This window comes from Streptomyces sp. NPDC003077, from assembly GCF_040611095.1.
Taxonomy (GTDB): domain Bacteria; phylum Actinomycetota; class Actinomycetes; order Streptomycetales; family Streptomycetaceae; genus Streptomyces.
Genome location: NZ_JBEXNM010000005.1, coordinates 88,905 through 114,000 on the forward strand (window position 1 = coordinate 88,905; position 25,096 = coordinate 114,000).

General features: G+C 70.1%; 15 protein-coding genes and 2 CRISPR repeat arrays. Of the genes, 7 read left to right on the forward strand and 8 right to left on the reverse strand.

The genetic code is table 11. The features are described 5' to 3' along the window. Window positions 1-440 precede the first annotated feature (440 nt). The 4 genes from ABZX96_RS05550 to ABZX96_RS05565 all read right to left on the reverse strand — a co-directional run bounded on the left by ABZX96_RS05550 (window position 441) and on the right by ABZX96_RS05565 (window position 4,621). Entirely contained in the window at window positions 441-1,160 is a 720-nt protein-coding gene (locus ABZX96_RS05550) for a GntR family transcriptional regulator (RefSeq protein ID WP_355538627.1), read from the reverse strand. Between the two features lie 386 nt (window positions 1,161-1,546). Then, on the reverse strand, window positions 1,547-2,734 hold the full coding sequence (locus tag ABZX96_RS05555; RefSeq protein WP_355538285.1) for a cytochrome P450: 1,188 nt from the start codon (window positions 2,732-2,734) through the stop codon (window positions 1,547-1,549). Between the two features lie 347 nt (window positions 2,735-3,081). Next, a complete protein-coding gene (eda, locus tag ABZX96_RS05560; RefSeq protein ID WP_355538288.1) occupies window positions 3,082-3,750 on the reverse strand; it encodes a bifunctional 4-hydroxy-2-oxoglutarate aldolase/2-dehydro-3-deoxy-phosphogluconate aldolase in 669 nt (222 codons plus the stop codon). A 394-nt stretch (window positions 3,751-4,144) separates the two neighbouring features. Then, on the reverse strand, window positions 4,145-4,621 hold the full coding sequence (locus ABZX96_RS05565) for a ribonuclease (RefSeq protein WP_355538291.1): 477 nt from the start codon (window positions 4,619-4,621) through the stop codon (window positions 4,145-4,147). Between the two features lie 525 nt (window positions 4,622-5,146). Then, window positions 5,147-7,187: a CRISPR direct-repeat array (repeat unit 28 nt; unit sequence GTCGGCCCCGCGCGTGCGGGGGTGGTCC). Between the two features lie 77 nt (window positions 7,188-7,264). On the opposite strand from ABZX96_RS05565, the gene ABZX96_RS05570 reads away from it, so the two are divergent. The 4 genes from ABZX96_RS05570 (at window position 7,265) to ABZX96_RS05585 (ending at window position 10,564) form a co-directional block, all read left to right on the forward strand. After that, window positions 7,265-8,014: a helix-turn-helix domain-containing protein gene (locus ABZX96_RS05570; protein WP_355538294.1), complete on the forward strand. Its 750-nt coding sequence runs from the start codon at window positions 7,265-7,267 to the stop codon at window positions 8,012-8,014. A gap of 21 nt (window positions 8,015-8,035) precedes the next feature. After that, a complete protein-coding gene (locus tag ABZX96_RS05575) occupies window positions 8,036-8,386 on the forward strand; it encodes a DUF6126 family protein (RefSeq protein ID WP_355538297.1) in 351 nt (116 codons plus the stop codon). 383 nt (window positions 8,387-8,769) lie between these two features. Further along, complete coding sequence (locus ABZX96_RS05580; protein WP_355538300.1) at window positions 8,770-9,546, forward strand: MBL fold metallo-hydrolase; 777 nt, start codon at window positions 8,770-8,772, stop codon at window positions 9,544-9,546. Window positions 9,547-9,817: 271 nt separating this feature from the next. After that, window positions 9,818-10,564 (forward strand): transcriptional regulator, encoded by a 747-nt coding sequence (locus ABZX96_RS05585; protein WP_355538303.1) that lies wholly within the window; start codon window positions 9,818-9,820, stop codon window positions 10,562-10,564. Between the two features lie 345 nt (window positions 10,565-10,909). On the opposite strand, the gene allB is transcribed toward ABZX96_RS05585, so the two are convergent. The 3 genes from allB to ABZX96_RS05600 all read right to left on the reverse strand — a co-directional run bounded on the left by allB (window position 10,910) and on the right by ABZX96_RS05600 (window position 15,490). Continuing rightward, window positions 10,910-12,244 (reverse strand): allantoinase AllB, encoded by a 1,335-nt coding sequence (gene allB, locus ABZX96_RS05590; RefSeq protein ID WP_355538306.1) that lies wholly within the window; start codon window positions 12,242-12,244, stop codon window positions 10,910-10,912. Between the two features lie 575 nt (window positions 12,245-12,819). Beyond that, window positions 12,820-14,376, reverse strand: coding sequence for an NCS1 family nucleobase:cation symporter-1 (locus ABZX96_RS05595; protein WP_355538630.1), 1,557 nt, complete (start codon window positions 14,374-14,376; stop codon window positions 12,820-12,822). A 334-nt stretch (window positions 14,377-14,710) separates the two neighbouring features. After that, window positions 14,711-15,490: an aspartate/glutamate racemase family protein gene (locus ABZX96_RS05600; protein WP_355538633.1), complete on the reverse strand. Its 780-nt coding sequence runs from the start codon at window positions 15,488-15,490 to the stop codon at window positions 14,711-14,713. A gap of 284 nt (window positions 15,491-15,774) precedes the next feature. Here ABZX96_RS05600 and ABZX96_RS05605 point away from each other — a divergent pair, with 284 nt between their 5' ends. The 3 genes from ABZX96_RS05605 to aceB all read left to right on the forward strand — a co-directional run bounded on the left by ABZX96_RS05605 (window position 15,775) and on the right by aceB (window position 21,348). Continuing rightward, entirely contained in the window at window positions 15,775-16,575 is an 801-nt protein-coding gene (locus ABZX96_RS05605; RefSeq protein ID WP_355538309.1) for an IclR family transcriptional regulator, read from the forward strand. Window positions 16,576-17,203: 628 nt separating this feature from the next. Further along, a CRISPR array of direct repeats spans window positions 17,204-18,572; the repeat unit is 27 nt; unit sequence GTCGTCCCCGCGCGTGCGGGGGTGGTC. Window positions 18,573-18,642: 70 nt separating this feature from the next. Then, complete coding sequence (locus ABZX96_RS05610) at window positions 18,643-19,254, forward strand: nucleotidyltransferase family protein (RefSeq protein ID WP_355538312.1); 612 nt, start codon at window positions 18,643-18,645, stop codon at window positions 19,252-19,254. 468 nt (window positions 19,255-19,722) lie between these two features. Beyond that, window positions 19,723-21,348 (forward strand): malate synthase A, encoded by a 1,626-nt coding sequence (aceB, locus tag ABZX96_RS05615; protein ID WP_355538315.1) that lies wholly within the window; start codon window positions 19,723-19,725, stop codon window positions 21,346-21,348. Window positions 21,349-21,434: 86 nt separating this feature from the next. On the opposite strand, the gene ABZX96_RS05620 is transcribed toward aceB, so the two are convergent. Next, window positions 21,435-25,040, reverse strand: a complete 3,606-nt coding sequence (locus ABZX96_RS05620; RefSeq protein WP_355538318.1) for a hypothetical protein — start codon at window positions 25,038-25,040, stop codon at window positions 21,435-21,437. Between the last annotated feature and the right edge of the window lie 56 nt (window positions 25,041-25,096).

Below are 25,096 nucleotides of genomic sequence, written 5' to 3' on the forward strand. Positions count from 1 at the left end.
TCGGTCCCGGCCGCCCAAGTATCCGTTACGACTGTTCTGCGGGGGTTCATGGGGTCCGGCGCACGGCGTATCGCCGGTGATTCCGGGGTGGCGACGGGCCCACCGCGGCCCGGTCGGTCCACGGTGGGGGATTTCTAGCGGTGGCGGCGGAAGCCCGTCAATGGTTTTGTCCGAACATTCTTACGGTGCTAGGGGTGACCTTCCGGCGGATGATTACGGAGCGTTACGATGAGCGGGTGGGGTCGTGACTACGGTCCGTGACGATCGGTGGTCGCGGTCACGGTCGCGGCTGCGGATCGCCACGAGTGACAAAGAGCGGCAGGCAGGGCGTGGATCCGCCCGCCGGACCATCGGCTCAGGGGCCCGTGAGAAGCCGGCTCAGGGGACGTAAGAGAAGCCTCGCTCAGGGCCGGCCGTACGAGAAGCCTGGAGAAGCCTGATCAGGGCCGAACGAGGAGCTGGAACTCGAAGGCGTAACGCGAGGCGCGATAGACGTGCGCGCCGAACTCCACCGCGCGGCCGGTGTCGTCGAAGGTCGTCCGCCGCATGGTGAGCAGCGGCGCGCCCGCCTCCTCGCCGAGCAGCCCGGCCTCGTCCGCCGTGGCCGCCCGCGCCCCGATCGCCTGGCGGGCGCTGTGCAGCGTGATCCCGGCCCCGCGCATGAGGCGGTAGAGGCCGGTCTCCTCCAGCCGTGCGGTGTCGGCCTTGATCAGGTCGAGGGGGAGGTGGTTGACGAGGTGGGCGACGGGCTCGCCGTGCGTCAGGCGCAGCCGCTCGATCAGCGCGACCTCCGTCCCCTCGGCGACACCGAGCGCCGCCGCGACCTCGGCGCCGGCCCCGGTGGTGGTGTTCCGCAGGACCCGGGTGGCCGGTTCCAGCCCGGCCGCCTCCAGGTCGTCGTACAGGCTGCTCAGCTCCAGGGGACGCTTGACCTGGCTGTGCACCACCTGAGTGCCCACGCCCCGGCGGCGCACCAGCAGCCCCTTGTCGACGAGCGCCTGAATGGCCTGCCGGACGGTCGGCCGGGACAGGCCCAGGCGCCCGGCGAGTTCGATCTCGTTGCCGAGAAGGCTGCCGGGGGTGAGCTTGCCGGTCTCTATGGCCGCTTCGAGCTGCTGGGACAGCTGGAAGTAGAGCGGGACCGGACTGCTCCGGTCCACGCTGAACTGAACGGTGCTCCCGGCGCTCGCATCGCGTCTTCCCACGCTGGGGAGCGTATCCCCCGCCCCGAATGACGGGAAGTCCGGTGGTCAGGTTGTCCGGACATGGGGCGTCGGCCACATCCAGTCCGTCCACATCCAGCCCGTCCGGCGATTGAGGACAACGCCCCCGGCGTTCACCGGCACCCACACCAGCGCCCGCCCCGCCCGACAAGCGCTGCCCGCGTCACCGGCCGTCCTCGCGCACAGGCCCGGCCGGACCACCGGTGCCGCCGCACCCGTGTCCCGGGGGCACACGGTGCCGGGGCCGGGGCCGGCTGCGCCGCCACGTACGCAAAGGAACAACCGGCGACGCGGGCCGACCGCAACTGCACGCGGACCGGCCGCTACCACCGCACCGGAAGCTGCTCCGTCCCCCGGATCAACATGCCGCTGCGCCACTTCAGCGCATCCGGCTCCGCGTCCAGTGCCAGGCCGGGGCAGCGGTCCAGCAGGGTACGGACGGCTATGCGGCCCTCCATACGGGCCAGCGGCGCGCCGAGGCAGAAGTGGATGCCGTGGCCGAAAGCGACGTGGCCGCGCGCGTCGCGCGTGATGTCGAAGTCGTCCGCGGCGGCGAACCGCTCGGGGTCCCGGTCCGCGGAGGCCAGGGCGACCAGCACCATCGCCCGGGCCGGGATCACCGCCCCGCCGACCTCGATCGGCTCGGTGGTGAACCGCCAGGTCGCGGTCTCCACCGGGCCGTCGTACCGCAGCATCTCCTCCACCGCGTTGTCCAGGAGGGACGGGTCCGCCCGCAGGGCCGCGAGTTGCTCGGGGTGCTGGAGCAGGGCGCGCACACCGTTGGAGATCAGGTTGACGGTCGTCTCGTGCCCGGCGACCAGCAGCAGGAAGGCCATGCCGGTCAGCTCTTCGCCGGCGAGCCGGTCGCCGTCCTCGTCGCTGGTCCGTATCAGGGCGCTGAGCAGGTCGTCCCCCGGGTTGTGCCGCTTCTCCTCGATCAGGACCGGGAGGTACCGGGCCATCGCCCGTTGCGCCGCTTCCGCCGCCTCCTGGCTGGTCGGTGCGACCATCTCGTTGGACCAGGCCCGGAAATCGTCACGCTCAAGGTCCGGTACGCCCAGCAGTTCGCAGATGACCGTCATGGGCAGCGGAAAGGCCAGCGCCTCCACGAGGTCGGCGCGCCCGTCCGGGGAGGCCAGCATGGCGTCCACCAACTCGTCGGTGATGCTCTGCACGCGGGGGCGGAGCGCTTCCACGCGGCGGGAGGTGAACTCCTTGGCCACGAGCTTGCGCAGCCGGGTGTGCTCCGGCGGGTCGCTGTCCAGCATGTTGACGAGGGTCTTTTCCTCCTCGGTGGCCTCCGTCGCCCCGTAGGTCGTCCAGTCCTTGCTCAGCCTCTGATCGGCGAGCACGGACCGCACCTCGTCATAGCCGACGACCAGCCAGGCTTCCTGGCCGTCCGGGAGGCGCACGAAGTGCACCGGCCCCTCGGCGCGCAGCTTGGCGTAGTACGGGTAAGGATCGGCGACGAAATCCTGGCCGTAGGCGCCCAGGTCAACGATGTCCGGCATGTGCAACTCCGCCCCTCGTGTTGCATAACAGGTGAGCCTCACCGTACGTAGCCCCACGTCCCCTGGCATCGACCCGAAGGAGGAGAGCGGAAGCGGCCGGTCCTCCTGCCGCGGTAGCACGCGCCGCAGGGACCTGACGGTCAGTCAGTTACCCGTCACGCCACGTCCATCGGCAAGTGCGGGCCGGGGAAAAACCGGAGTGACGAACCACCGTGACAACATCCCTCCGCGTACGCCGTCCGGACTCCTCCCCGCGTCCTGCCACACCTCTCCCCGTCCGGCCACATCCCTCCCCGCGTCCTGCCGCATCCCTCCCCGCGTCCGCCCAATCACTTGGCCCCCGGGCCTCAGGCCGTGAAACCCCTGGCCGCTGATCCCGTGCCCGCCTCGGGCGGGGCGACGTCGGCTAGGCGGGCGAGGAGTTCGGCTGCCCGCTTGGCGACGGTGTCGCGGTCGCCCTCCGCGAGCGAGGCTCCCATGCCCACCGCGACCGCGCCCGCGGCTATCCACTCCGGCGCGCTCTCGATCGTCACGCCTCCCGTTGGCACCACGGGCGCCTGCGGCAGCGCCGCGCGGACGTCCCGCAGCCAGTCGGGACGGTGCGCGGAGGCGGGGAAGAGCTTGAGCGCGTCCGCGCCCAGCTCCATGGCCCGGACCATTTCGGTCGGCGTGGCCACACCCGGGAAGACCGGGATGCCGTAGCGGTGTCCCGTACGGATGACCTCGGCGTCCAGACTCGGCGAGACCAGGAAACGGGCGCCCGCGTCGACGGCCATCCGAGCTGAGGTGGCGTCCAGGACCGTGCCCGCGCCGATGACCGCGTCGTCACCGAGCTCACGGGTGAGCGTCGTGACCGCCTCCAGCGCGAAAGGCGTGGTCAGCGATATCTCCAGACTGGTGATCCCGGCGGACAGCAGGGTGTCGGCGGTCGCACTCGCCTCGTCGTAGGACTCACTGCGAACAATGGCGAAGACGCGCTGCGCCAGTGCTGCCCGGGTGATCTCCCAGCGGTACACGGCAGTTCGCCGCCTTTCCTCTTTTCCATCGCCGAACGCTCGATGTCGCCTCACCGCACCCCACATGGAGCCACGGCACCTCCTGGCCGGGCGGCGCCGCCGGTGACCACCTCCGGCCCCATTGCCGCCGATGCCCGCCCATTCATCGTTTCCCCCGGAACGCTACCGGGGGCCACTGACAAATCTCTCCCGGGGGTACGCCACCCGACGCCGCACAGCTCAGGAAAAGGCCGTACTGCCGGGGTCGGACGGGGCCCTCCGAAGTCCGACGGGGACCATCGGGGGCCGCCTCGGGACCCGCCGTCGTATACGCAGAAGTGGCGGCCGGGACGCCGGGTATCAGCCCGCGCGCCCCTGCCGCCACCTCGCCGCCACCTCTTGGCGGAGCCTCGTCTCAGCAGCCGCGGTCGACGAGGTCGAAGGACCGGTAGTGGTCGGCCGTGTAGTAGTCCTCCTGGTACTTGGAGCCGGTCACGATGCGCCGGGCACCCCGGTCCGGCGAGCCCGGCGTGATGACGGTGTACTCGTGGTAGTACCCGGAACGCTGCGCCGGCAGGATGCGCTCGCGGTTCTGGAACACCGTCCCGTCCTTCGAGTACGGGAACGGCCCGCCCTTGGCGATCAGCCGCAGCGTGTCATGGGCCTGCGACGGCAGGTCCGAGTAACAGATCTGCCCAACCGAAGCCGCCTTCGCGGCAGGGGCGACGGTAGCGACATGCGCGGTAACGGCCACCGGCGCGGAAACCGGCGTGGCGGCAACCGCCGACCCACCGAAAACCAGCGCCGACGCCAGCGCACCCAGGGCACCAATACGGGAAATACGCGCGGCACGGGAACCCCGGGCCGACCGGGAAAGAGGGGGAGTCTTCATGGACACCACAATGACGCGCGTAGACAGGCACCTGTCAACCCAACTTCCTCGTGTTTTCCGGGAGTTCATCGGGGGTGGGGGATGTTCATCGGGGCGAGGTCGGGATTGTTGGGGCTATTTCGGGCGGTGGGGTGAGGGCGGGCGGGAGCGAGGTGGGGGCGCAGCGGGCCCCGAGGGCTGTTCTCGTCTCATGTGATGCGCGACGGGACGGCGGGTCGGGGTGGGGTGGGGTGGTGAGACCGAGTACACAACGTCGGGGTACGCGCGGGTCCGCGGCACGGCTGGGCGATATGGGGCGCGGCGCCTTGCTCACACGTCTCCGGGCCATCAATTCCAGCTTCCCGCTCGCATTTTCCCTTTTCGCACGTAGGATCGATGCCATCTTCGCGGCCGAGCATCAAGCCGGAGGGGCTGAGCGACATGCGGCTTCGCCATCCTCTACGGGCACCCGGCGCCAGGGCTCGAACATGAATCGAACTGATTGAAATTACGGGTGCTGGCCGACAAAACGCCAGGTCGGGAAGTGTCGGCCCCGCGCGTGCGGGGGTGGTCCCCGCAGGTCAGCGCCTACATGCGAAAATCGTCCGTCGGCCCCGCGCGTGCGGGGGTGGTCCCGTCCCGGCCCTTCTTCGTGGTGTACTCCACCAGTCGGCCCCGCGCGTGCGGGGGTGGTCCGTTTGGTGAATTCATTGAGTGGATCAAAGATCTGTCGGCCCCGCGCGTGCGGGGGTGGTCCGCGGGACGGGCCGACGAGTGGATGGGAAACACCGTCGGCCCCGCGCGTGCGGGGGTGGTCCGCAGACCGTCCGCCAGGAGCTGGCCGCCGACCCGTCGGCCCCGCGCGTGCGGGGGTGGTCCCCCGCAGGAGCCGATCAGTGCGGACGCCCGCTGGTCGGCCCCGCGCGTGCGGGGGTGGTCCGGAGTGCGCCAGCAGCGCGGGATCCCTGTTTGCGTCGGCCCCGCGCGTGCGGGGGTGGTCCCGTCTCCCACGACGAGCGCTCCCGGGCCCTGCGGTCGGCCCCGCGCGTGCGGGGGTGGTCCTCCGTTCACCCCGAACAAAAACCACCGCCCCCGGTCGGCCCCGCGCGTGCGGGGGTGGTCCCGGAGCGACCTCCCGGCCGACTGCGCCCCCGGCGTCGGCCCCGCGCGTGCGGGGGTGGTCCGTGCAGCATGGCCTACCCGGACGGGATCGGCGAGTCGGCCCCGCGCGTGCGGGGGTGGTCCGCCCGGCGCCTGACCGGCCGGACCGGCGCCCTGGTCGGCCCCGCGCGTGCGGGGGTGGTCCCCGGACTACACCTGGCCCACCTGCACCGCCTGCGTCGGCCCCGCGCGTGCGGGGGTGGTCCGTAGCCCTCATCGCCGGGGGTCCACGTCTCGGTGTCGGCCCCGCGCGTGCGGGGGTGGTCCGCCAGGCCGTCCGGCAGGGGGAGGAGACCGGCGGTCGGCCCCGCGCGTGCGGGGGTGGTCCGGCGGCCTCCGGGTCGGTCACCTGCTCCATGAGGTCGGCCCCGCGCGTGCGGGGGTGGTCCGCAGGCTAAGGACCTAGGCGCGACGACTCAGTTGTCGGCCCCGCGCGTGCGGGGGTGGTCCGACAGCGCCATCGTCGCGGTCGAAGACGACGGAAGTCGGCCCCGCGCGTGCGGGGGTGGTCCGCGCCTCCTCGTGGCTGACCGCGACGCGCTGCTGTCGGCCCCGCGCGTGCGGGGGTGGTCCGCCCCGGATGGTTGGCCAGCTGTGGTCGGGCCGGTCGGCCCCGCGCGTGCGGGGGTGGTCCGGGGGCGCAAGGCGCCTCGCAGCGGCCTCGCGCGTCGGCCCCGCGCGTGCGGGGGTGGTCCAGGCAATCCGCAGCAAGGGCAGTTCGCGGAAGCGTCGGCCCCGCGCGTGCGGGGGTGGTCCTAGAAACGCGCCCGGCCTCCGACCCGCCCGGACGTCGGCCCCGCGCGTGCGGGGGTGGTCCCGTGCAGAGTTCGATGTGGCGGAGGTACCGGCCGTCGGCCCCGCGCGTGCGGGGGTGGTCCTTCCGCGACTACGCGGTAAGGCGGAATGGCTGAAGTCGGCCCCGCGCGTGCGGGGGTGGTCCGATGATCCGGTCGTACAGCGGGGCGATCGGGGCGTCGGCCCCGCGCGTGCGGGGGTGGTCCGCCCGCGCTGGGCGGGAGCTGGACGGGCCGCACGTCGGCCCCGCGCGTGCGGGGTGGTCCCCCCGGACCGATCACTTACGGGCGATTCGGCGGTCGGCCCCGCGCGTGCGGGGGTGGTCCGAGCGCGGCACCGACGATTACCGTCCCCTTTACGTCGGCCTCGCGCGTGCGGGGGTGGTCCAAGCATTTGGCGGAGAATTCGGGGAAATGCAGTGTCGGCCCCGCGCGTGCGGGGGTGGTCCTCCGCTACGCGTCGGGATTGGGTTTCTATACCTGTCGGCCCCGCGCGTGCGGGGGTGGTCCCTCATCAACGTCCCCCTCACCGCAGATGTCAAAGTCGGCCCCGCGCGTGCGGGGGTGGTCCCTCTTCGGCCTGGCGCAGCAGGTCGGCGCGACGGTCGGCCCCGCGCGTGCGGGGTAGCCCGCTCCCCACCCCGAACCCTCGCTTTACCTATCAGGCAAAATTTTTGCCTCTAAGGTCAACCTCTTCTATACCGGACACATGACCGACCACCCCGCCGAGTCACCCCCACCCCCCACCCGCTCGGCACCCCACTCCCCCAGCCGGGCAACCGAACCGAACCCCGCCCAGGGCCCCCGCACGGCCGCGCCCGCCGACGAGGCGACCTCCGACTCCCCCGCCACCCCACTCACCCCTCAGGCAACCGACCTCCCCTCGGTTGCCCCGCGGCTGCGGGACCTGCGGATGCGGAGCAAGCTCACTCTGGAGGCGGCGGCGCGGCGGGTGGGGCTGTCGCCGGCGCATCTGTCGCGGTTGGAGACCAATCGGAGGCAGCCGTCGCTGCCGATGCTGCTGGCGTTGGCACGTACGTACGGGACAACGGTATCGGACCTTCTGGGCGAGACAGCGGCCGAACGGGACCCCATCGTGCGGGCCGCTCGGGCCGAGCCATCGGAGGCCGGCGGCTGGACGTATTGGACGGCGGGCGGGGCCGGTCGGGCCATGCAGGCGCTGCGGGTGCGCGTTCCGATGCGGGCGCAGGGCGATCTGGTGCGGGTGCACCCCGGCGAGGAGTGGCTGTACGTCCTGAAGGGGCACCTGCGACTCGTCCTCGGCGAGACGGTGCACATCCTGGAGCCCGGCGACGCCGCGCACTTCGACTCGCTGACCCCGCACCGCATCACGGCGGCCACCCCCGAAGGGGCGGAGCTGCTGTTCGTGCATACATTGCTGCAGAGCGGCGCAGCCGGGCTGTGCCTGGGCGATGCGGCGCCCCACCACGGCCTGTGAGCGAAAGAAGGAAACCTGATCATGCCTGACGAGCCCATACCCCCGGCGTCGTCCTCCGCGTCATCCTCCGACTCGTCCACTCCTGCGGACCCCTCGGCCCCCGCCTCCGCTCCCAAGCCCGAGAACAGCACGGCCCAGAACAGCACGGCCCAGAACATCTCCGCGCAGAACACCTCGGCCCAGAACACCTCGGCCGCCCCTTCCGCCCCCGGCAGCACCGAGGCCCCCGGCGACGGCGCCGCCCGCCCGCGGACCTACGTGGAGAACAAGCCCCCGCTCGGCGTCTACGTGCGCGTCTTCATCTACGTGGTGGCCACCCACGTCCTGCTGGGGTTCTTCTACTTCATCATGGTCATGGCCAAGTCACGCTGACGAGAGGCGCGGAACGAGGGACGAGGGGACGAAGAGGCGAGGAGGCGAGGAAGTGTCGGCCCGCCCCTGAGGCAGCCGCCGACGACCAGGCCGTCCCCGCGACCGCGACGCCCGGTCCGTCCCCCGAGCACATGCCAAGACCCGCGGCGCTCCTGTCACCGCGGGCCCGCATCCGGTCGCGGGTGCTCGCGGTAGGCGGCGCCCACCGGCGGGTACACCCCTCATGACGTGGCCGACGGCGGACGGCCGTCGCCGCCACTCAGCTCACCGAGGCATGCCGCGTTCCGCCTTCCACCGCACGTCGCAGGCGTACCCGCCGACGCGGTGCCGCGCGGATCCGGGCCCCTCGTGCCCCGAGTTGCCGCGCTCACGAAGGACACCTCATGGCTGACCGCCTCACCCGTGCCCGTCCGAGGGTTCGCGCCCTGGGAGGACCGACCGTGGTCATCGACCACTGCGGCCTCCGCCTCGTCACCGACCCCACGCTCGACGCGGCGGGCGGGACCTACGACGCGGGCCCGGTCACCCTGCGGAAGACCGAGGGCCCGGCGGCCACGGCAAAGGACATCGGCGCCGTCACCGCCGTCCTGCTCTCACACGATCAGCACCCCGACAACCTCGACACCGCGGGGCGGGCCTTCCTGGACACGGTGCCGCTCGTCCTGACCACCCCCGAGAGCGCCGACCGTCTCGGCGGCATGGTCGTCGGCCTGCCTCCTTGGCGCGGCGTCCACCTGCCCTGCCCCGACGGCGGCACGCTGACCGTCACCGCGATACCGGCCCGGCACGGGCCCGAGGGCACCGAGGTCATCACAGGAGCCGTCACCGGTTTCCTGCTCAGCGGTACGGACGCGGAGACGGTCTACATCAGCGGCGACAACGTGGACACGTCGGTGGCCACTGAGGTGCGCCGACGCCACGGTGACGTCGACGTCGCCGTGCTGCACCTAGGGGCAGCGCAACTCGCCCGCACGGGACCGGCGCTGCTGTCGATGAACGGGGAGCAGGCGGTGCGAACGGCCAAGGTCCTCGGCGCCCGCGTGGTCGTCCCCGTCCACCACGACGGGTGGGCGCACTTCACCGAGGGCCGGGAGGGGATCGTCGACGCCTTCGCACGGGCCGACCGTGCCGCACTGCTGGCCTGGCCCGAGGCGGCGTAGTTCGGTGGAGAGTGGTCGAAGAAACCCTAGGTGATCCGGTGCGCGGCGCGCGAACCGCCACCCGGGCCCACCGCCGCGCACCCCGTGTCAGGGCTTGAAAGGCCCGCCGGTCAGGCTCCGCGCACCTTGAGGCGTCTTCCGGCGTCGGTACCGTGGGCGGCGGACCGCGTGGCCGCACCGGCGCGTACGGCGCGTTCCTCCTCGTACGGCGTGGGCGCGACCGTCACGCCGGGCGGGTCCGCGCGTCCCCACCACCGAGGAGGACGACCCCATGTCCCACACGCCCGATGACGCGCCCAGCGCTCACAGCGCGACTCCCGACAGCGCGCCCGGCATCACTCCGCACGGCACCGCCCCCTACGGCGGGATGGGCGCGGAGGAACTCCTGGACAACGCCGCCCGGGAGCTGGCCCCCGCCGAGAACCCCCTCGTCGACGCGATCTCCGCCGGCACGGCACCCCGAGAGGTCTTCGCCGCCGTGGCCCTCGAACAGCGGCACGTCATCCCCTCCGACCGCACCAGCTTCGGCCACCTGGCGCGCCGCGCGGCGGACGCCCCGCCCACAGCCGCGTTCTTCGACCTGCTGGCGGAGGGCGAGACAGTGGCCCTGACCAGGCTGGCCGGTCTGACGTCCGCCTGCGGCCTGACAGAGAAGGAGACCTCCGGGTACGAGCCGCGGCCCGGCTGCCAGGGGTACCCCGCGTACGTGTCCTGGCTCGCCCTGCACGCGGAACCCGTCGACGTCGTGATCGCGCTGACCGCCAACTTCGCGGCCTGGGGCCGGTACTGCGCGACCGTCTCTCAGGCCATGCGCGAGCACTACGCCTTCGGGGCCGAGGCACGGGCCTTCTTCGACTTCTTCGCGGAGCCCGGCCCCGAACTGGACGACCGGGCGCGCGCCGCCGTCCGGCACGGTCTGGAGACCGGTGCGGTGACCCTCCACCTGGCCCACCGTTACGGCCGCCTGCTCCAGGCGTACGAGGAGATGTTCTGGGGGGCGCTGCTTCCTCCGGAGTGAGGGCGACGCTTCTTCCTCCGGGGCGAGGGCGGCCCTTCTTCCTTCGGGGTGAGCGGTGGCAGGGTCCCGTCCGTGCTCAGCGCGGACGCATGGCAGAAACGCGGACGCACGGCAGGAGTGCGGACGCACGGCAGAGGGGAGAGCCGGTCGGTCGGGACGCTTCCCGACCAACCGGCCCCGCTGCTCGCTCTCCTCAGCCCCTCGCTGCACCAGGAGCCAATCCCAGGGGAACAGGTCCCTGGGCATCAGCTCCCTGGGGAACAAGCCCCTGGGGGAACAGGTCCCCGGGGACCAAGCCCCCGAGGCTGAGATCGCGGGGGATCAGCTCCCCGGGGACCGGACGCCTCAGCCCCGTTCGAGCAGTTCGCCCGCCGGTTCCGTCAGCGTGCCGCCGTCGTTGATCCGCTGACCGCGCAGCCAGGTGGAACGAACGACGCCGTACAGGGTCTTGCCCGCGTACGCGGTGATCTTGTTGCGGTGCTGGAGCTCGTCCGCGTCCACGGTGAACGTCTCGTCCGGAGCAAGGACGGCGAAGTCGGCGTCCCGGCCGGGCTCGATGGCGCCCTTCCGGTCCAGGCCCACCAGCGCCGCCGGCGCGGTGGACATCCAGCGGACGACGTCCTCCAGCGAGTGGCCGCGGGCGCGGGCGGCGGTCCAGATGGCGGGCAGGCCGAGTTGGAGGGAGGAGATACCGCCCCACGCCTGGCCGAAGTCGGGGGTCTTCAGGTCGGTGGTGGAGGGCGAGTGGTCGGAGACGATGCAGTCGATCGTGCCGTCGGCGAGGCCCTGCCACAGCGCGTCCTGGTTGGACGCCTCGCGGATGGGCGGGCAGCACTTGAACTCCGTGGCGCCGTCGGGGATCTCCTCGGCGGTCAGGGTCAGGAAGTGCGGGCAGGTCTCCACCGTGATCTTGACGCCCTCGGCCTTGGCAGCCGTGATCAGCGGCAGCGCGTCGCTGGAGGACAGGTGCAGGACGTGCACCCGTGCGTTCAGCTTCTTCGCCAGCGCGATGAGGCCGGCGATCGCGTCGTTCTCGGACGCGCGCGGGCGCGAGGCGAGGAAGTCGGCGTACTTGGGGCCACTGGGCTGCGGCGCCGCCTCCAGGTGGCCCGGGTCCTCGGCGTGCACGATCAGCAAGCCGTCGAAGCCCGCGATCTCGGTGAGCGCCGCCGCCAGTTCCTCCTGGTTCACCTCGGGGAACTCCTCCACGCCCGAAGGCGACAGGAAGCACTTGAACCCGAAGACCCCGGCGTCGTGCAGCGGACGCAGGTCCTTGACGTTGCCGGGTATCGCGCCGCCCCAGAAGCCGACGTCGATGTGGGCCTTGTCGCGGGCCACCTCGCGCTTGGTGTCGAGGTGGGCGGCGGTGGTGGTCGGCGGGAGGCTGTTGAGCGGCATGTCCACGAGGGTGGTGATGCCGCCGGCCGCCGCGGCGCGGGTGGCGGTCCAGAAGCCCTCCCACTCGGTGCGCCCGGGATCGTTGACGTGGACGTGCGTGTCGACGAGGCCGGGAAGCAGGACGTCGTCACCGAAGTCCTCGACCCGCGCCCCGGCCGGCACCTCGGCGTCGTACGGCAGCACCGCCGCGATCTTCCCGTCCTTGACGGTGACGGACGCGGCCCGCGTCCCCTCCGGCGTGACGACCCGCCTGGCACGCAGCACCAGCTCTACCTCGGACACCCAGTCCTCCCCTTTCGTGTTCTTCTGCCTTGGTTTCCGTACGTCGTTCGGTACGGGTTCTGTTCGTTCGGTGCGTTTCCACGCGTTCGGTGCGCTTCCGTGCGTTCCGTGCCCTCGGTGCGGTCGGCGCGTTTCTCCTTCCGCACGTCCGATGTGGATTCCGGATGTGGATTCCGCATGTCCGGTGCGGATTCCGGGCGTTCGGTGCGGGTTCCGGGCGGGCACTCGGGGTGCATTGCGGGCCGCGGATGCGCTCGCTCGCTGACGACGCCTCCGCGCGGCAGATCGGCACGCCGGCACCTCGGCGTATCGGCGCACCGGGGGCGGTTCAGCAGCAGCCGGGCGAGTGGCCGCTGCCCGGTCCTGCCCCTACGAACCGAAACGCGCAGCCCGAAGAAATCCGGAGAGGGCAGAAGAGTGCCGCCCCGAGCCGAAACCGAGCCGACCGAGGAGCGCTCCCCGGGCCGGCATCCGCCTCAACGGACCACCCACCTCTCCCGCACGCCGTCCGGCACTTTCGCACTACGGAATTCAACGAACTGTTGAACGGAGTCTTCACTCAGGACCGCGCTCCGTCAAGACCCTTCCTTGGACGGCGCTCCCGCCTCCGAACCGGCCCCGGGCCTCGTCAACGGCCCCATCACCGGGTCCGCACCGCCCGATCCGGCCTCCCCGACCGCTCCGACCTTCCCGGCCCGGGACGGGACGACGGCATCGGGTACCGGCTCCCGCTCGCCGCCCCTGCCCGCGTCCACGCGGGCCCCGGATACCCGTCCCCGCCCCGACACCAGGTAATAGATCCCGCCCGCGATCCCCATCCCGAAGACCCAGGAGAACGGCGCCACATCCTCGAACGCCTTCACCAGCGCGAGCACCGCCGACACCGCCGCGGCCGGGACGAAGGCGAGCACCGCCTTCGGGTTGTAGCCCCGGCGGTAGTGGTACGGGCCCGCGCGGTCCGCCGAGAACAGCGCGTCCACATCGATCCGGCCCCGCCGCACGTAGTAGTAGTCCACCAGCAGGATCGCCACCAGCGGCCCCAGGAAGGCCCCGAGCGCCCCCAGGAAGTACTGGATGACCAGGGCGGACGAGTACAGCTTCCACGGCATGACGAGCACCGCCAGCACCGCCGTGATCATGCCGCCGCGCTTGAAGTCGAGGTATTTGGGGGCGAGGTTGGCGAAGTCGTAGGCGGGCGAGACGAAGTTCGCGACGACGTTGATGCCGATGGTGGCGACGACGAAGGACAGGGCTCCGATGACCGTCACGACCGGGTTGTCGATCTTCTCGATCACCTTCACCGGGTCGTAGATCGCCTCGCCGAAGACGGAGATCGTGCCCGCGGTGACGAGCACGGCGACCACCGCGAAGGCGGTGAAGTTCACCGGCAGTCCGAGCAGATTGCCGCGCCTGTAGGAGCGGTGGTCGGGGGTGAAACGCGCGAAGTCGGCGTAGTTCAGCACAAGCGTCAGAAAGGTCGCGACCGTCAGGCTGACCGCGATCAGGCTCTCCCTGACCTGCTCCCCGGCCCCCAGCCCCGTCAGACTGCGCGTGAGCGAGATGTCCCCACCCGCCTTGACCAGCAGATATACCGCGAGCGCCAGCACGACCAGCCAGACCACAGGGCCGGTCGCGAAGTCCTGGACCTTGCGGATGAACTCCATCCCCCGGGTCAGCAGCACCGCCTGGAGCCCCCACATCACCATGAAGGAGATCCATCCCAACGTGGACAGCCCGAGGAACGAATTCTGGTGGTACGCGGCCAGACCGGGCGCCACTTGGATGGCCAGCAGCACCACCGCCGTCGAGGCCAGCCAGGTCTGGATGCCGTACCAGGCCACTGCCATGACGGCACGCAGAAGTGCGGGGATGTTGGCCCCGTACACGCCCCAACTCGCCCGGGCCAGAACGGGGTACGGGACGCCGGTGCGGTGACCGGCGTGACCCATGCGGTTCATGAACCAGTGGACGATGCTGATGCCGACCAGCAGCGCGAGGAAGACCTCCCAGGCGGGCAGCCCCAGCACGAACAGGCTGGAGGCGAAGGCGTAGTTGCTGATGGCGTGGGTGTCGGACATCCACAGGGCGAAGATGCTGTAGGTGCGCCAGTTCCGTTTGGCGGCCGGCGCCAAGTCCTCGTTGAAGAGGCGCGGGTCGGGGCGCCATTCCGAGCCACCGGCCGGGGTCGCCCCGGGCCCAGGTGCGGGCCTCGCCTCCCCACCGTTCTCCGATTTCGGTCTGTGCTTCGAGGGTGTTGCCACGGTGCCTCCCGAGGGGTTGGAGGGAGCCCGAAGTGAGCGCGGCTCGTGTGCAGCAGGACGGAGAGAGTCGGAACGAGTGCGGTGGGGCGGGGTGACGGAGCAGAACGTTCCGAACCGGAACCGGAACGGGAGCGGGAACGGACCGAGCCAGCGCGGACGGAGTCAGCACGGACGGCACCCGCACCCGGCGCGCACCCAGTAGACATCAGTTGTCTGACGTTTCGACCCGCGAAGAAAGGCCGACGGTTCCGCCACCCCGACCGTCCCGACCAGCCCCCAAATGAACACTGAGCGGCCAAGCTCCGATCGCCTTCGGTCGCGGCGGGGCAAAGCTACGCGCCGTGCTCGTCGTCAACCCCAACTCGATGACCGCCTCGGCGAACTTCACCGCCGCGGCCACCCCGTCCACCACCGGCACTCCGAGCGCCGCCTCGACCTTCTCCTGAAGCCCGGCCATGCCGCCGCAGCCCAGGCACACGACCTCGGCGCCGTCCCGTACGACCTCGCGGGCGGTGTGGGTGATCACCCGCACCGTGCGGTCCGGGTCCTCCTCCAGTTCCAGCACGCCGAGCCCGGTCCCCCGGACCGCGGCGCACCGCTGGAGCAGGCCGGCGGTCAGCAGCCGGTCGCGAATCTGCGGGACGGCGCGGTCCAGGGTCGTGACGACGCCGTACGCGTGACCGAGCAGCATCGCCATCTGGGCGGCGCACTCGGTGATGTCCAGGACGGGGACGTCCAGCAGTTCCTGCGCGCCTTCCCGGCCCGGTTCGCCGAAACCGGCCATGACGAGCGCGTCGTAGGGGGTGTCCAGGGTGGCGAGGCGGTCCAGAACGGCCGCCGCGCTGAGGTAGCCCTCGAAGTGGCCCTCGATCGATTCGGGTCCCCAGAGGGGTTCGGTGGCGATGATCTCCGTGCCGGGGGCGGCCACGGCGGTGGCGGTGGCGCGGATCGCAGCGGTCATGGACGCCGTGGTGTTCGGGTTCATGACGAGAATGCGTCTGTCACTCACATGAGACTCCAGCGCTTTGGAGGATTCCACAGAATGGACAGCGTCTTTCGCCTAGCAGAACGTAGCTACGGCCACTGGCAGCGTCAAGAGATCGTCAGCAGTGCGGGCCCCTAGCTGCGACGAAGCCTCTGACCGGCACGAACGAGCGTGCGATAGGCCGTGTGTCCACCGGAACAGACCGGTAGGCTGCTTCGGGTCGGTCCCCGCTCCCGCAAGACCGAGCCGAGGCCCGAGACCACCAGCCCCGAAAGGAACGCGTCGTGCCGCCGTCCAGCGCCAGCACTACCGCCGCCGCAGCCAAGCCCGCAGCGAGCGGCGGTGTCCAGTCCCTTGAGCGCGCCTTCGACCTGCTGGAGCGGATGGCCGACGCCGGTGGCGAGGTCGGCCTGAGCGAACTCTCCGCCAGCAGCGGACTGCCGCTCCCCACCATCCACCGCCTCATGCGCACTCTCGTCGCCTGCGGCTACGTCCGCCAGCAGCCCAACCGCCGCTACTCGCTCGGCCCCCGCCTGATCCGCCTCGGCGAGAGCGCGTCCCGCCTGCTGGGCACGTGGGCCCGCCCGTTCCTGGCCCGGCTCGTCGAGGAGACCGGCGAGACCGCGAACATGGCGCTCCTGGACGGCGACGAGATCGTGTACGTGGCCCAGGTGCCCTCCCGGCACGCCGTCCGCATGTTCACCGAGGTCGGCCGCCGCGTGCTGCCGCACTCCACCGGCGTCGGCAAGGCCCTGCTGGCCAACCACCCGCCGGAGGAAGTCCGCGCCCTCCTGGGCCGCACGGGCATGCCCGCCGCCACGGAGAAGACGATCACCGACCCGGACACCTTCCTCGACGCCCTCTCCGACGTCCGCCGCCTCGGCTACGCCGTCGACGACAACGAACAGGAAATCGGCGTCCGCTGCATCGCCGTCCCGGTCCCCAACGCCCCGACGTCGGCCGCCATCTCCATCTCCGGCCCGACGGGGCGTGTGACGGAAGCGTCGATGGACAAGACGGTGCCGGTGTTGCAGCAGATCGCGGATGAGTTGTCGTTGGCGTTGGTCAGCCAGGGGTCGGTTTAGGGGCTTGGGCTGCGGGGGCCGGGGGCGGATGTGGTTCGCTCCGTCGGCTCGGTTGCCGAAGTTGGGCCTGCTCTATGGCGCGGGGCATCATTTCGGTGCCCCGTCGTGGCCTGCGTTGCCATCCGGGTTTGCTGGTAGGCGTGCACTGGCGACCGAGCCTCGGGGCAGCCTGAACGAGAGAGACGTCCTGCGGTTGCCATTTCCCGGTGACCGCATTCGTCTGCGCGCTGTCGTGAGGGGTGGGCTCCTGCAACGGGGGTGCCGCCAGCCGCGACCACATGCGCGTACAGCCCTGCTGATCCTCCTCGGCCTCCTGAAACAGGGAACGCAGGGCACAGGCATATCCACCTGCCCCCTTGCACGCCGCCGGTCGCTTCCCCGCCGTACACACTCCGCAGGGCTGCGGTGACATCTCCCCTGCCACCGGACGACGCACACGGATCTCGCTCGAACGTTCCCTTTTCGCACGTAAGCTTGCCAAGGGCTTCGCAGCCGAGCAGCCGCCCGGGACAGCTCCTGACCACCAAGGCGCTGCGCGCCTGCACGGGCGTCCGGCGCTTGCATTCGAACGCGAGTCGAACTGATTGAAATGGTGGGTGTCAGCGCGCAAAGGGCCAGGTCGGGAAGTGTCGTCCCCGCGCGTGCGGGGGTGGTCCTACGTCTGGGTCGACTTCGGGTCTGGGCGATACGTCGTCCCCGCGCGTGCGGGGGTGGTCCGGCCCCGCTCCATCTCTCCGAGGGTAGGTCGCGGTCGTCCCCGCGCGTGCGGGGGTGGTCCGTTCTACGTCTGCGAGACGACCGCAGATGAGGTGTCGTCCCTGCGCGTGCGGGGGTGGTCCCGAGGATGAGGACGCGGCGTGCGGCGAGAACGGGTCGTCCCCGCGCGTGCGGGGGTGGTCCCCAGGCGTGCGCCGCGTCCGTCACGGAGTAGCGGTCGTCCCCGCGCGTGCGGGGGTGGTCCCCGAGAACATCGGTGATTACTCGTATTCGCTTTGTCGTCCCCGCGCGTGCGGGGGTGGTCCCCGCGTGGACCGTGACCGCCCGGGGCCCGGAGAGTCGTCCCCGCGCGTGCGGGGGTGGTCCGGCATTGCCGAGCGCGGCCGCGAGATCCTGTCCGTCGTCCCCGCGCGTGCGGGGGTGGTCCGCGGCGGGCAACCTGTGAAGTTCCGCACCGAGCGTCGTCCCCGCGCGTGCGGGGGTGGTCCGCGAGCATGAGCGACGTGCCACCTACCGCCGCGGTCGTCCCCGCGCGTGCGGGGGTGGTCCCAGCTCTCCGGCGCCGCCTCCGGAATCGCCATCGTCGTCCCCGCGCGTGCGGGGGTGGTCCCGCTACATGCCACCTGGCTGCGGCCGGGCCCGGCGTCGTCCCCGCGCGTGCGGGGGTGGTCCGACGGCCACGGTGACCATCGGTCGCAGCAGCAGTCGTCCCCGCGCGTGCGGGGGTGATCCGTCCCGCACCCAGTTGCGCGCGTTGCCCGCGTCGTCGTCCCCGCGCGTGCGGGGGTGATCCGCGTGTCGGAGAGCTGGCGGAGGGCTTCCTCCGGTCGTCCCCGCGCGTGCGGGGTGATCCGGCGTTCACCGCGGCGCGCGACTTCGAGGACCAGTCGTCCCCGCGCCTGCGGGGGTGATCCTGCCCTTCGCAGCTCCGCCATCGTGTCCCACCGGTCGTCCCCGCGCGTGCGGGGGTGGTCCGGCCGCGGTCCCGTTCGGCGGTGGGCTGATCATGTCGTCCCCGCGCGTGCGGGGGTGGTCCCGCGGCGGCGGCCAGGAACAGCAGGGCCAGGGCGTCGTCCCCGCGCGTGCGGGGGTGGTCTTCACTGGGCACCGCACTATCTCGGCCCGGCTCGGTCGTCCCCGCGCGTGCGGGGGTGGCCCTCCGATGAACATGCGGCTTGAGCTGCGCGACATGTCGTCCCCGCGCGAGCGGGGGTCGTCCTCGTTCTTCGGCGGTGTCGTCGTGACGCAGCCGGTCGTCCCCGTGCATGCGGGGACGACCCCACGCACGGTCGCAGGCCCAGAAGCGACCCCACTCCACCCCGCCACACGCCATGCGATAAGCAAGCCCCCATGACCCCAACCCCCGCGTCCCCCCACCCCTCCACCGCCGGCCTCCTCCTAGCCGCAGGCGGCGGCCGGCGCCTAGGCGGTCGACCGAAAGCCCTGCTGCCATTCCAGGGCCGCCCGCTCGTCGAGCACGCCGCCCGCACCCTCCGCGAAGGTGGCTGCGACCCCGTCCACATCGTGCTCGGCGCCGCGGCCGACGAGGTCCACGACACCGCCGACCTCGCGGTTTACGCAACGGCCGTCAACCCGGACTGGGCCCACGGCATGGGCTCCTCCCTGCGCGTGGGTCTGGCGTCGCTCGCCGGTACCGGCGCGGGCGCGGTGGTCGTCTGTCTGGTGGATCAGCCGGGCATCGGGGCGGTGGCAGTGGCGCGCCTGGTCGCCGCGTACGAGCAAGGGGCAGACCTGGCCGCGGCCACGTACGGCGGCCGACGCGGACACCCGGTGCTGTTCGGCGCCGACCGCTGGGCGGATGTGGCCGCGAGTGCGGAGGGCGATCGTGGGGCACGCGCCTATCTGAAGGCACATGAGGGAGAGATCACGCTCGTCGAGTGTGGTGATGTGGCCGAGGCGTACGACATCGACACCCCCGCCGATCTCCAGCGTCTCCGCTGATCACACGTTCCGCCGCCTGCCCGTCCCGGCCGTCCGCATCCCTGCCAAAGTCCGCACCCCCGCACCCCCGCCCCGTCCGCCACTCATCCCACCCGACACAGGCAAGCCCACCAACCCCGCCCCACACAGAGACAAGTCCACGCATCACCCCCACCCCACACAGACACAAGCGCACGCACATCACCCCCACCCCACGCACCCACCACCCCACACACCCACCCACCGGCCCCCACCCCACACCCCCCACCTGGCACTCAGAGCCATTTGATCATCACATTCTGTCGATCAAGAGAATCTCGACATCAACAAACCATTGAAGTTCCGCGATAAGGAAACTACTCTCCACTGGTCAGAAGCGCCCTGAATCCCAGACGGCGCCCGCGACCGTATCCCGGAACCCGCGGCACCCCGTGCCGTGTGCGTGCCCCGGCGGTTGCCAGGCACCGCCGCTGAATGGAGTGACAGCCCATGTCCGCACCAGCGCCGTCCCCGCTGGCCATCGTCGACGTCGGCCCCGAACAGACCCCCGCCCGCCAGGACGAGGTCCTCACCGAGGACGCGCTCGCGTTCGTGGCGGAGCTGCACCGCCGGTTCACCCCGCGCCGTGACGAGCTGCTGGCCCGCCGCGCCGAGCGGCGTGCCGAGATCGCCCGGACCAGCACGCTGGACTTCCTCGCCGAGACCGCTCACATCCGCGCGGACGACAGCTGGAAGGTCGCCGAGGCGCCCGCCGCCCTCAACGACCGCCGGGTGGAGATCACCGGTCCCACCGACCGGAAGATGACCATCAACGCCCTGAACTCGGGCGCCAAGGTCTGGCTCGCCGACTTCGAGGACGCCTCCGCCCCCACCTGGGAGAACGTCGTCCTGGGCCAGCTCAACCTGATCGACGCCTACGAGCGCCGCATCGACTTCACCTCCCCCCAGGGCAAGACCTACGCGCTCAAGCCCGCCGAGGAACTCGCCACCGTCGTCATGCGCCCCCGCGGCTGGCACCTGGAGGAGCGTCACCTGCGTCTGGACGGCAAGGCCGTTCCCGGTGCGCTGGTGGACTTCGGGCTGTACTTCTTCCACAACGCGAAGCGGCTGATCGACCTCGGCAAGGGCCCGTACTTCTACCTCCCGAAGACGGAGTCGCACCTGGAGGCCCGCCTCTGGAACGACATCTTCGTCTTCGCTCAGGACTACGTCGGCATTCCGCAGGGCACCATCCGCGCCACCGTCCTGATCGAGACCATCACCGCCGCGTACGAGATGGAGGAGATCCTCTACGAGCTGCGCGACCACGCCTCGGGCCTGAACGCCGGCCGCTGGGACTACCTCTTCTCGATCGTGAAGAACTTCCGTGACGGCGGAGAGAAGTTCGTCCTCCCGGACCGCAACGCGGTGACGATGACCGCGCCGTTCATGCGCGCGTACACCGAACTCCTCGTGCGCACCTGCCACAAGCGCGGCGCGCACGCGATCGGCGGCATGGCGGCCTTCATCCCCAACCGCCGTGACCCCGAGGCCAACGAGCGCGCCCTCGCCAAGGTCAAGAACGACAAGGACCGCGAGGCCGGTGACGGCTTCGACGGGTCCTGGGTCGCGCACCCCGACCTCGTCCCGGTCGCCCGTGCCTCCTTCGACGCGGTGCTCGGCGACGCCCCGAATCAGAAGCACCGGCTCCGTGAGGACGTCGACGTCAAGGCCGCCGACCTCATCGCCATCGACTCGCTGGACGCCAAGCCCACCTACCAGGGCCTGATCGACGCCGTGCAGGTCGGCACCCGCTACATCGAGGCGTGGCTGCGCGGCCTGGGCGCGGTGGCCATCTTCGGCCTGATGGAGGACGCGGCCACCGCCGAGATCTCCCGTTCGCAGATCTGGCAGTGGGTGGACGCGGGCGTCGTGTTCGAGAACGGCGAGAAGGCCACGGCGGAGCTCGTCCGCACGGTCGCCGCCGAGGAGCTGGCGAAGATCCGCGCCGAGGTCGGCGAGGACGCCTTCACCTCCGGCAAGTGGCAGCAGGCGCACGACCTCCTGCTGTCGGTCTCCCTCGACGCCGACTACGCGGACTTCCTGACGCTTCCGGCGTACGAGCTGCTGGGTTGATCGGTCCGGCAAGACCGTTGTACTTGTACACGTCTCCGTCCTGGCCTTGCCGGGGCGGAGACGCCGTCCGTCCCACCACTGACACGTCAGTCAGTACGGGCGGGTAAGGCGTAACGCCTCCGTTCTTCTGCCGTCAGTTCCCGCGTCATGCTTGCCACGTTCGCCAAAAGAGACGCGGCAACCTGCTCTCCTGTTTCCTCCGGGAGAACCCACACATACCTGATGTGCTCTTCGCAGGTCAGCAGCAACGTACGACTGTCATCCGACCAGTGGGCGTCCAGCACCTGCTGGGATTCCAAGCGGCAGACTGCGTGACATTCCCCAGTGGTGGCGATCCAGAAACTCACCCATCCCTGCCCGGATGGCCCACCCCCGGCTACCGCCACATACTTCCCATCGGGCGACCACGCCAAAGCCTGGGCACCTCCGCCCACGCGCCCGGTTCGCAGCTGCTCACCGCTCCAAGCATCCCAAAATCTTATGTAGGCATCGCCCCCGAGAGACGCAATCGTCTGCCCGTCCGGTGACCAGCACATCGCCACAACCGTTGCCGCGCGGCTTTGACCGCTCATGACGCGAGCGCCGGAGCGTGCGTCCCAGACGGCAAGCCGCCCGTCCTCTTTCGCTCCCGTCAACAGCCGGCCATCGGGGCTCCAGGCCAGCACCTTGCTCAACCGATCGGCTCCCGCCATCACTGCCACGCGTCTGCCAGTGGCGGGGTCCCACGTCTCGATCCGGTCCGGCTCGCCCCGTAAGAGTTGGAAGAAGTCGTGACTGATGGTCGCAAGGAGAAAGCCGTCGGGAGACCAGGCGACCCTATCGATGAGGAGGTCCGGGGTGAGCACGGCGCAACGCCGCGCGCCGGTTACGTCCCAGATCTCCACCTGTCCGTGAAAGGCAACGGCAAGAACACTCGCTTCCGGTCTCCAACACACACGGGTAGGAGTCTCTTCCTCAGGCGCAGACAGCACCAAAGCTTCGGCCACATTTCCAGGTTGTGTAATGCCTACACTCCCCCACCCACGAATCGTGGCCGCTACTCGATTCGAACTCCATGACGTACTACGAAGAACACCCTGGCAAAGTCGACGGACTCGACCTGTCCCCACACTTCCGATCGAAACGCTCCCGACATCCGTACGCCAAGCGATCCACGTGCCGTCACCGCGCCATACGATTTTTTCCGCACTGTACGAGAGCGCGAAGGACCGCTGAATACAGCGGTCGGCGACACACCATATCTTCAAGTCCGACGCGACCTCAGGGAGGAGACTCCCATCGGATGCAACGGCAATGAAGCGGGCATCAGGCGACCAGGCGAGTCTGCTCGCCCCGCCGCCAACCTCCCATTGTCCCATCACCTCGCCGTCACCGGCAGCTCTGATGCTCAGCAAGCCTGAGGACAGAATCGCCACCTTGCTTCCATCGGGCGACCATTCCGCATCGGGGCCCGGGTGCAAGTCCTCCTCATCGCTTTCCCATTCCACATGCCATAGTTCGTTCACCCCCATCGCGTTCATCACCGAAAGGCCGCTGTGGCCTACGACGACCAGGCGCCTGTCGTCCGGTGAATACTTCAACGCAATGGCATGGGCGGCTGACGCACCTCGTACACTGACACGGGACCCCCGGAACTCTACAAGATCGAGTCCAGAATACCCGAGCTGAGCCGCCAGGTGATTCCCATGGAACGAGATACCAACAGTCGGGTCCGGCCATGCACGGACTGCATCCGCCACCACGTATTCCCGGGTACCCACAGTTTTTCGCACAACGAGATCACCATCGGATATCACCCAATACGCGTTCCCCGAATCGTTGAAACTCGCGGCTCCGAGGAAACCAAGGCCGAGGTCCCTCTCGCCCACCAGATCCCCTTCCACGCTCCACACGCACATGCAACCTTCCGAACCAATAGTCAAGATATTTCCGCGCTCCTCATCCCAGCCCAGAGCCAGGACTCTTCCGGCATGACCGAAGAGGAGTCGCTCCTTGCCTGGCTCCTGAGCGATCCCCCACAGCGTCAGGAGGGCCGTCCTCGTCGGCGCATATTCGCGGACGGCAGCTGAGGCGAGAGCGAGGACCAGTTCGCTGTCGCCACCTTGCAGAAAGACGTTCTGGGCCCACATGGCGGTACGGTTTGCGCGGGTCTCAACATCTGCCATCGCTTCCGCCCGCGAGGCGGCTATCAGCCCTCTGAGAGAGGACGACACGGAGCGCGCAGCTACCGCTTCCTCAGCTTCCCGCAGGCTCCGTCCCCGCAGGAGGTCGTCCAGTGGTCGGCCTTTCAGCCCCCAAGCCTGCGCGCGACGTTCCAGTTCGGTGAGCAGACGCAGTGCGGGTTCGTGGCGGGTGATCAACCGACGGAGCCGGGGCCAGTGCTTGAGCACTGCCTCATGCACCAGGTCGAAAGCGGACCCGGACTCGGTATCCACCACCAGGCGCGCAGAGAGCAATCCCTCGATAATCAAGAGCTGTTGATCATCAAGGTCGTTCCTCCTCACAGAACTTCTAAGAGACCCCCGCTCGTCCCAAGAAACGAACCTCAGCAACACCGCGTCGATCTCCTCGGTAGAGTGGGATCTCAGCAACGTTGTGTACACGTCTTCGGCATGACGGCCGATGGCTTCGGGGAACGGGCCGGTCCTCTCGTATACGTTCCGACTTATTTCACGGTCCGGTCCGACGTTTCTGTACAACTCGCGCAACAGCGCTCCGAGCAGGGGTAACGTATCTCCGGCCATAGCCTCCCACACGAGAGAATCCGCGACGTCGTCGGTGAATTCGACCCCGGCCGCACGTGCCGGCCGAATCACTACGTTCCGAAGTTGATCAGGCCCGAGAGGAGCCAGCAGGCGGGTGGTACGGAAAAGGTCAGGGAAATGGTTCCGTGCCGATTCCGGGACACTTTCCGGGGACAGAGCAGCAAGTACGTAGATTTGCGGACATGCACGCAATGCGGAGTCGATAAGAGCGAGAAAAGCATTGCGTTCCTGTTGGGGAGCGGTTCGGAACACGTCCTCCAACTGATCGATGACGAGGACGGTGCTGGCATGCCACCGCTGTGCAGGAAGTAGTGACGCGACCGTCTTCCGCGGTATGCACAGGGGCGACGTTGCGACCTCTTCCGCTTCCCGACGGAGTTCCTCGGCATGCCGCACGATCGCGTCCCCGGCCGCCGCGCCGTTCCCCTCGTACAGTGCTTGCGCCAGAGCCGGGAAAGGCGCGCCCCCTGGCCGCATCGGCCCGAGGACGCGCCATCGCCGCCCCAGTTGGGGCAGCACACCGGCCGCGATGAGCGAAGACTTGCCGCTGCCGGACGCCCCCACGACCGTGATGAAGCGTTGCCGTAGAGTACGTCCGGACGATAGTTGGCGGATAACCCACTCTTTATCGGCATCCCGGCCGAAGAAGACGGCGGCCCGGTCCTCCGCAAACGCTTCGAGTCCGGGGTACGGGCTATCGTCACGATCCCAGGAGACTTGGCGGCGGGCGGCTCGCCGTCGCAGCAGTTCCCAGACGACCATTCCGGTGATCCCCGCCGGCAACCAGACGGCGGCGTACCGGTCCACGAGGCGCAGCGGGCCCCACCAGTCCGAGGGGTCCGCCGTCACGAGGTTGGTGCCGAGCCCGAAGACGAGTCCGGCAAGGAACGGCATGAGTTGAAGTGGGGACGCGTGAAATTTCTTCACGGCTTCTCCCGCCGTGTGGCTTCCGAAAAGCCTACGACCCCACCCCTAGTCGTCAA

Coding starts and splice junctions, on each gene's coding strand:
- ABZX96_RS05555 (WP_355538285.1), bottom strand. CDS start 2,734: ATGCCGGACATCGTTGACCTGGGCGCCTACGGCCAGGATTTCGTCGCC.
- ABZX96_RS05565 (WP_355538291.1), bottom strand. CDS start 4,621: ATGAAGACTCCCCCTCTTTCCCGGTCGGCCCGGGGTTCCCGTGCCGCG.
- ABZX96_RS05570 (WP_355538294.1), top strand. CDS start 7,265: ATGACCGACCACCCCGCCGAGTCACCCCCACCCCCCACCCGCTCGGCA.
- ABZX96_RS05575 (WP_355538297.1), top strand. CDS start 8,036: ATGCCTGACGAGCCCATACCCCCGGCGTCGTCCTCCGCGTCATCCTCC.
- ABZX96_RS05580 (WP_355538300.1), top strand. CDS start 8,770: ATGGCTGACCGCCTCACCCGTGCCCGTCCGAGGGTTCGCGCCCTGGGA.
- ABZX96_RS05585 (WP_355538303.1), top strand. CDS start 9,818: ATGTCCCACACGCCCGATGACGCGCCCAGCGCTCACAGCGCGACTCCC.
- ABZX96_RS05600 (WP_355538633.1), bottom strand. CDS start 15,490: ATGAACCCGAACACCACGGCGTCCATGACCGCTGCGATCCGCGCCACC.
- ABZX96_RS05610 (WP_355538312.1), top strand. CDS start 18,643: ATGACCCCAACCCCCGCGTCCCCCCACCCCTCCACCGCCGGCCTCCTC.
- aceB (WP_355538315.1), top strand. CDS start 19,723: ATGTCCGCACCAGCGCCGTCCCCGCTGGCCATCGTCGACGTCGGCCCC.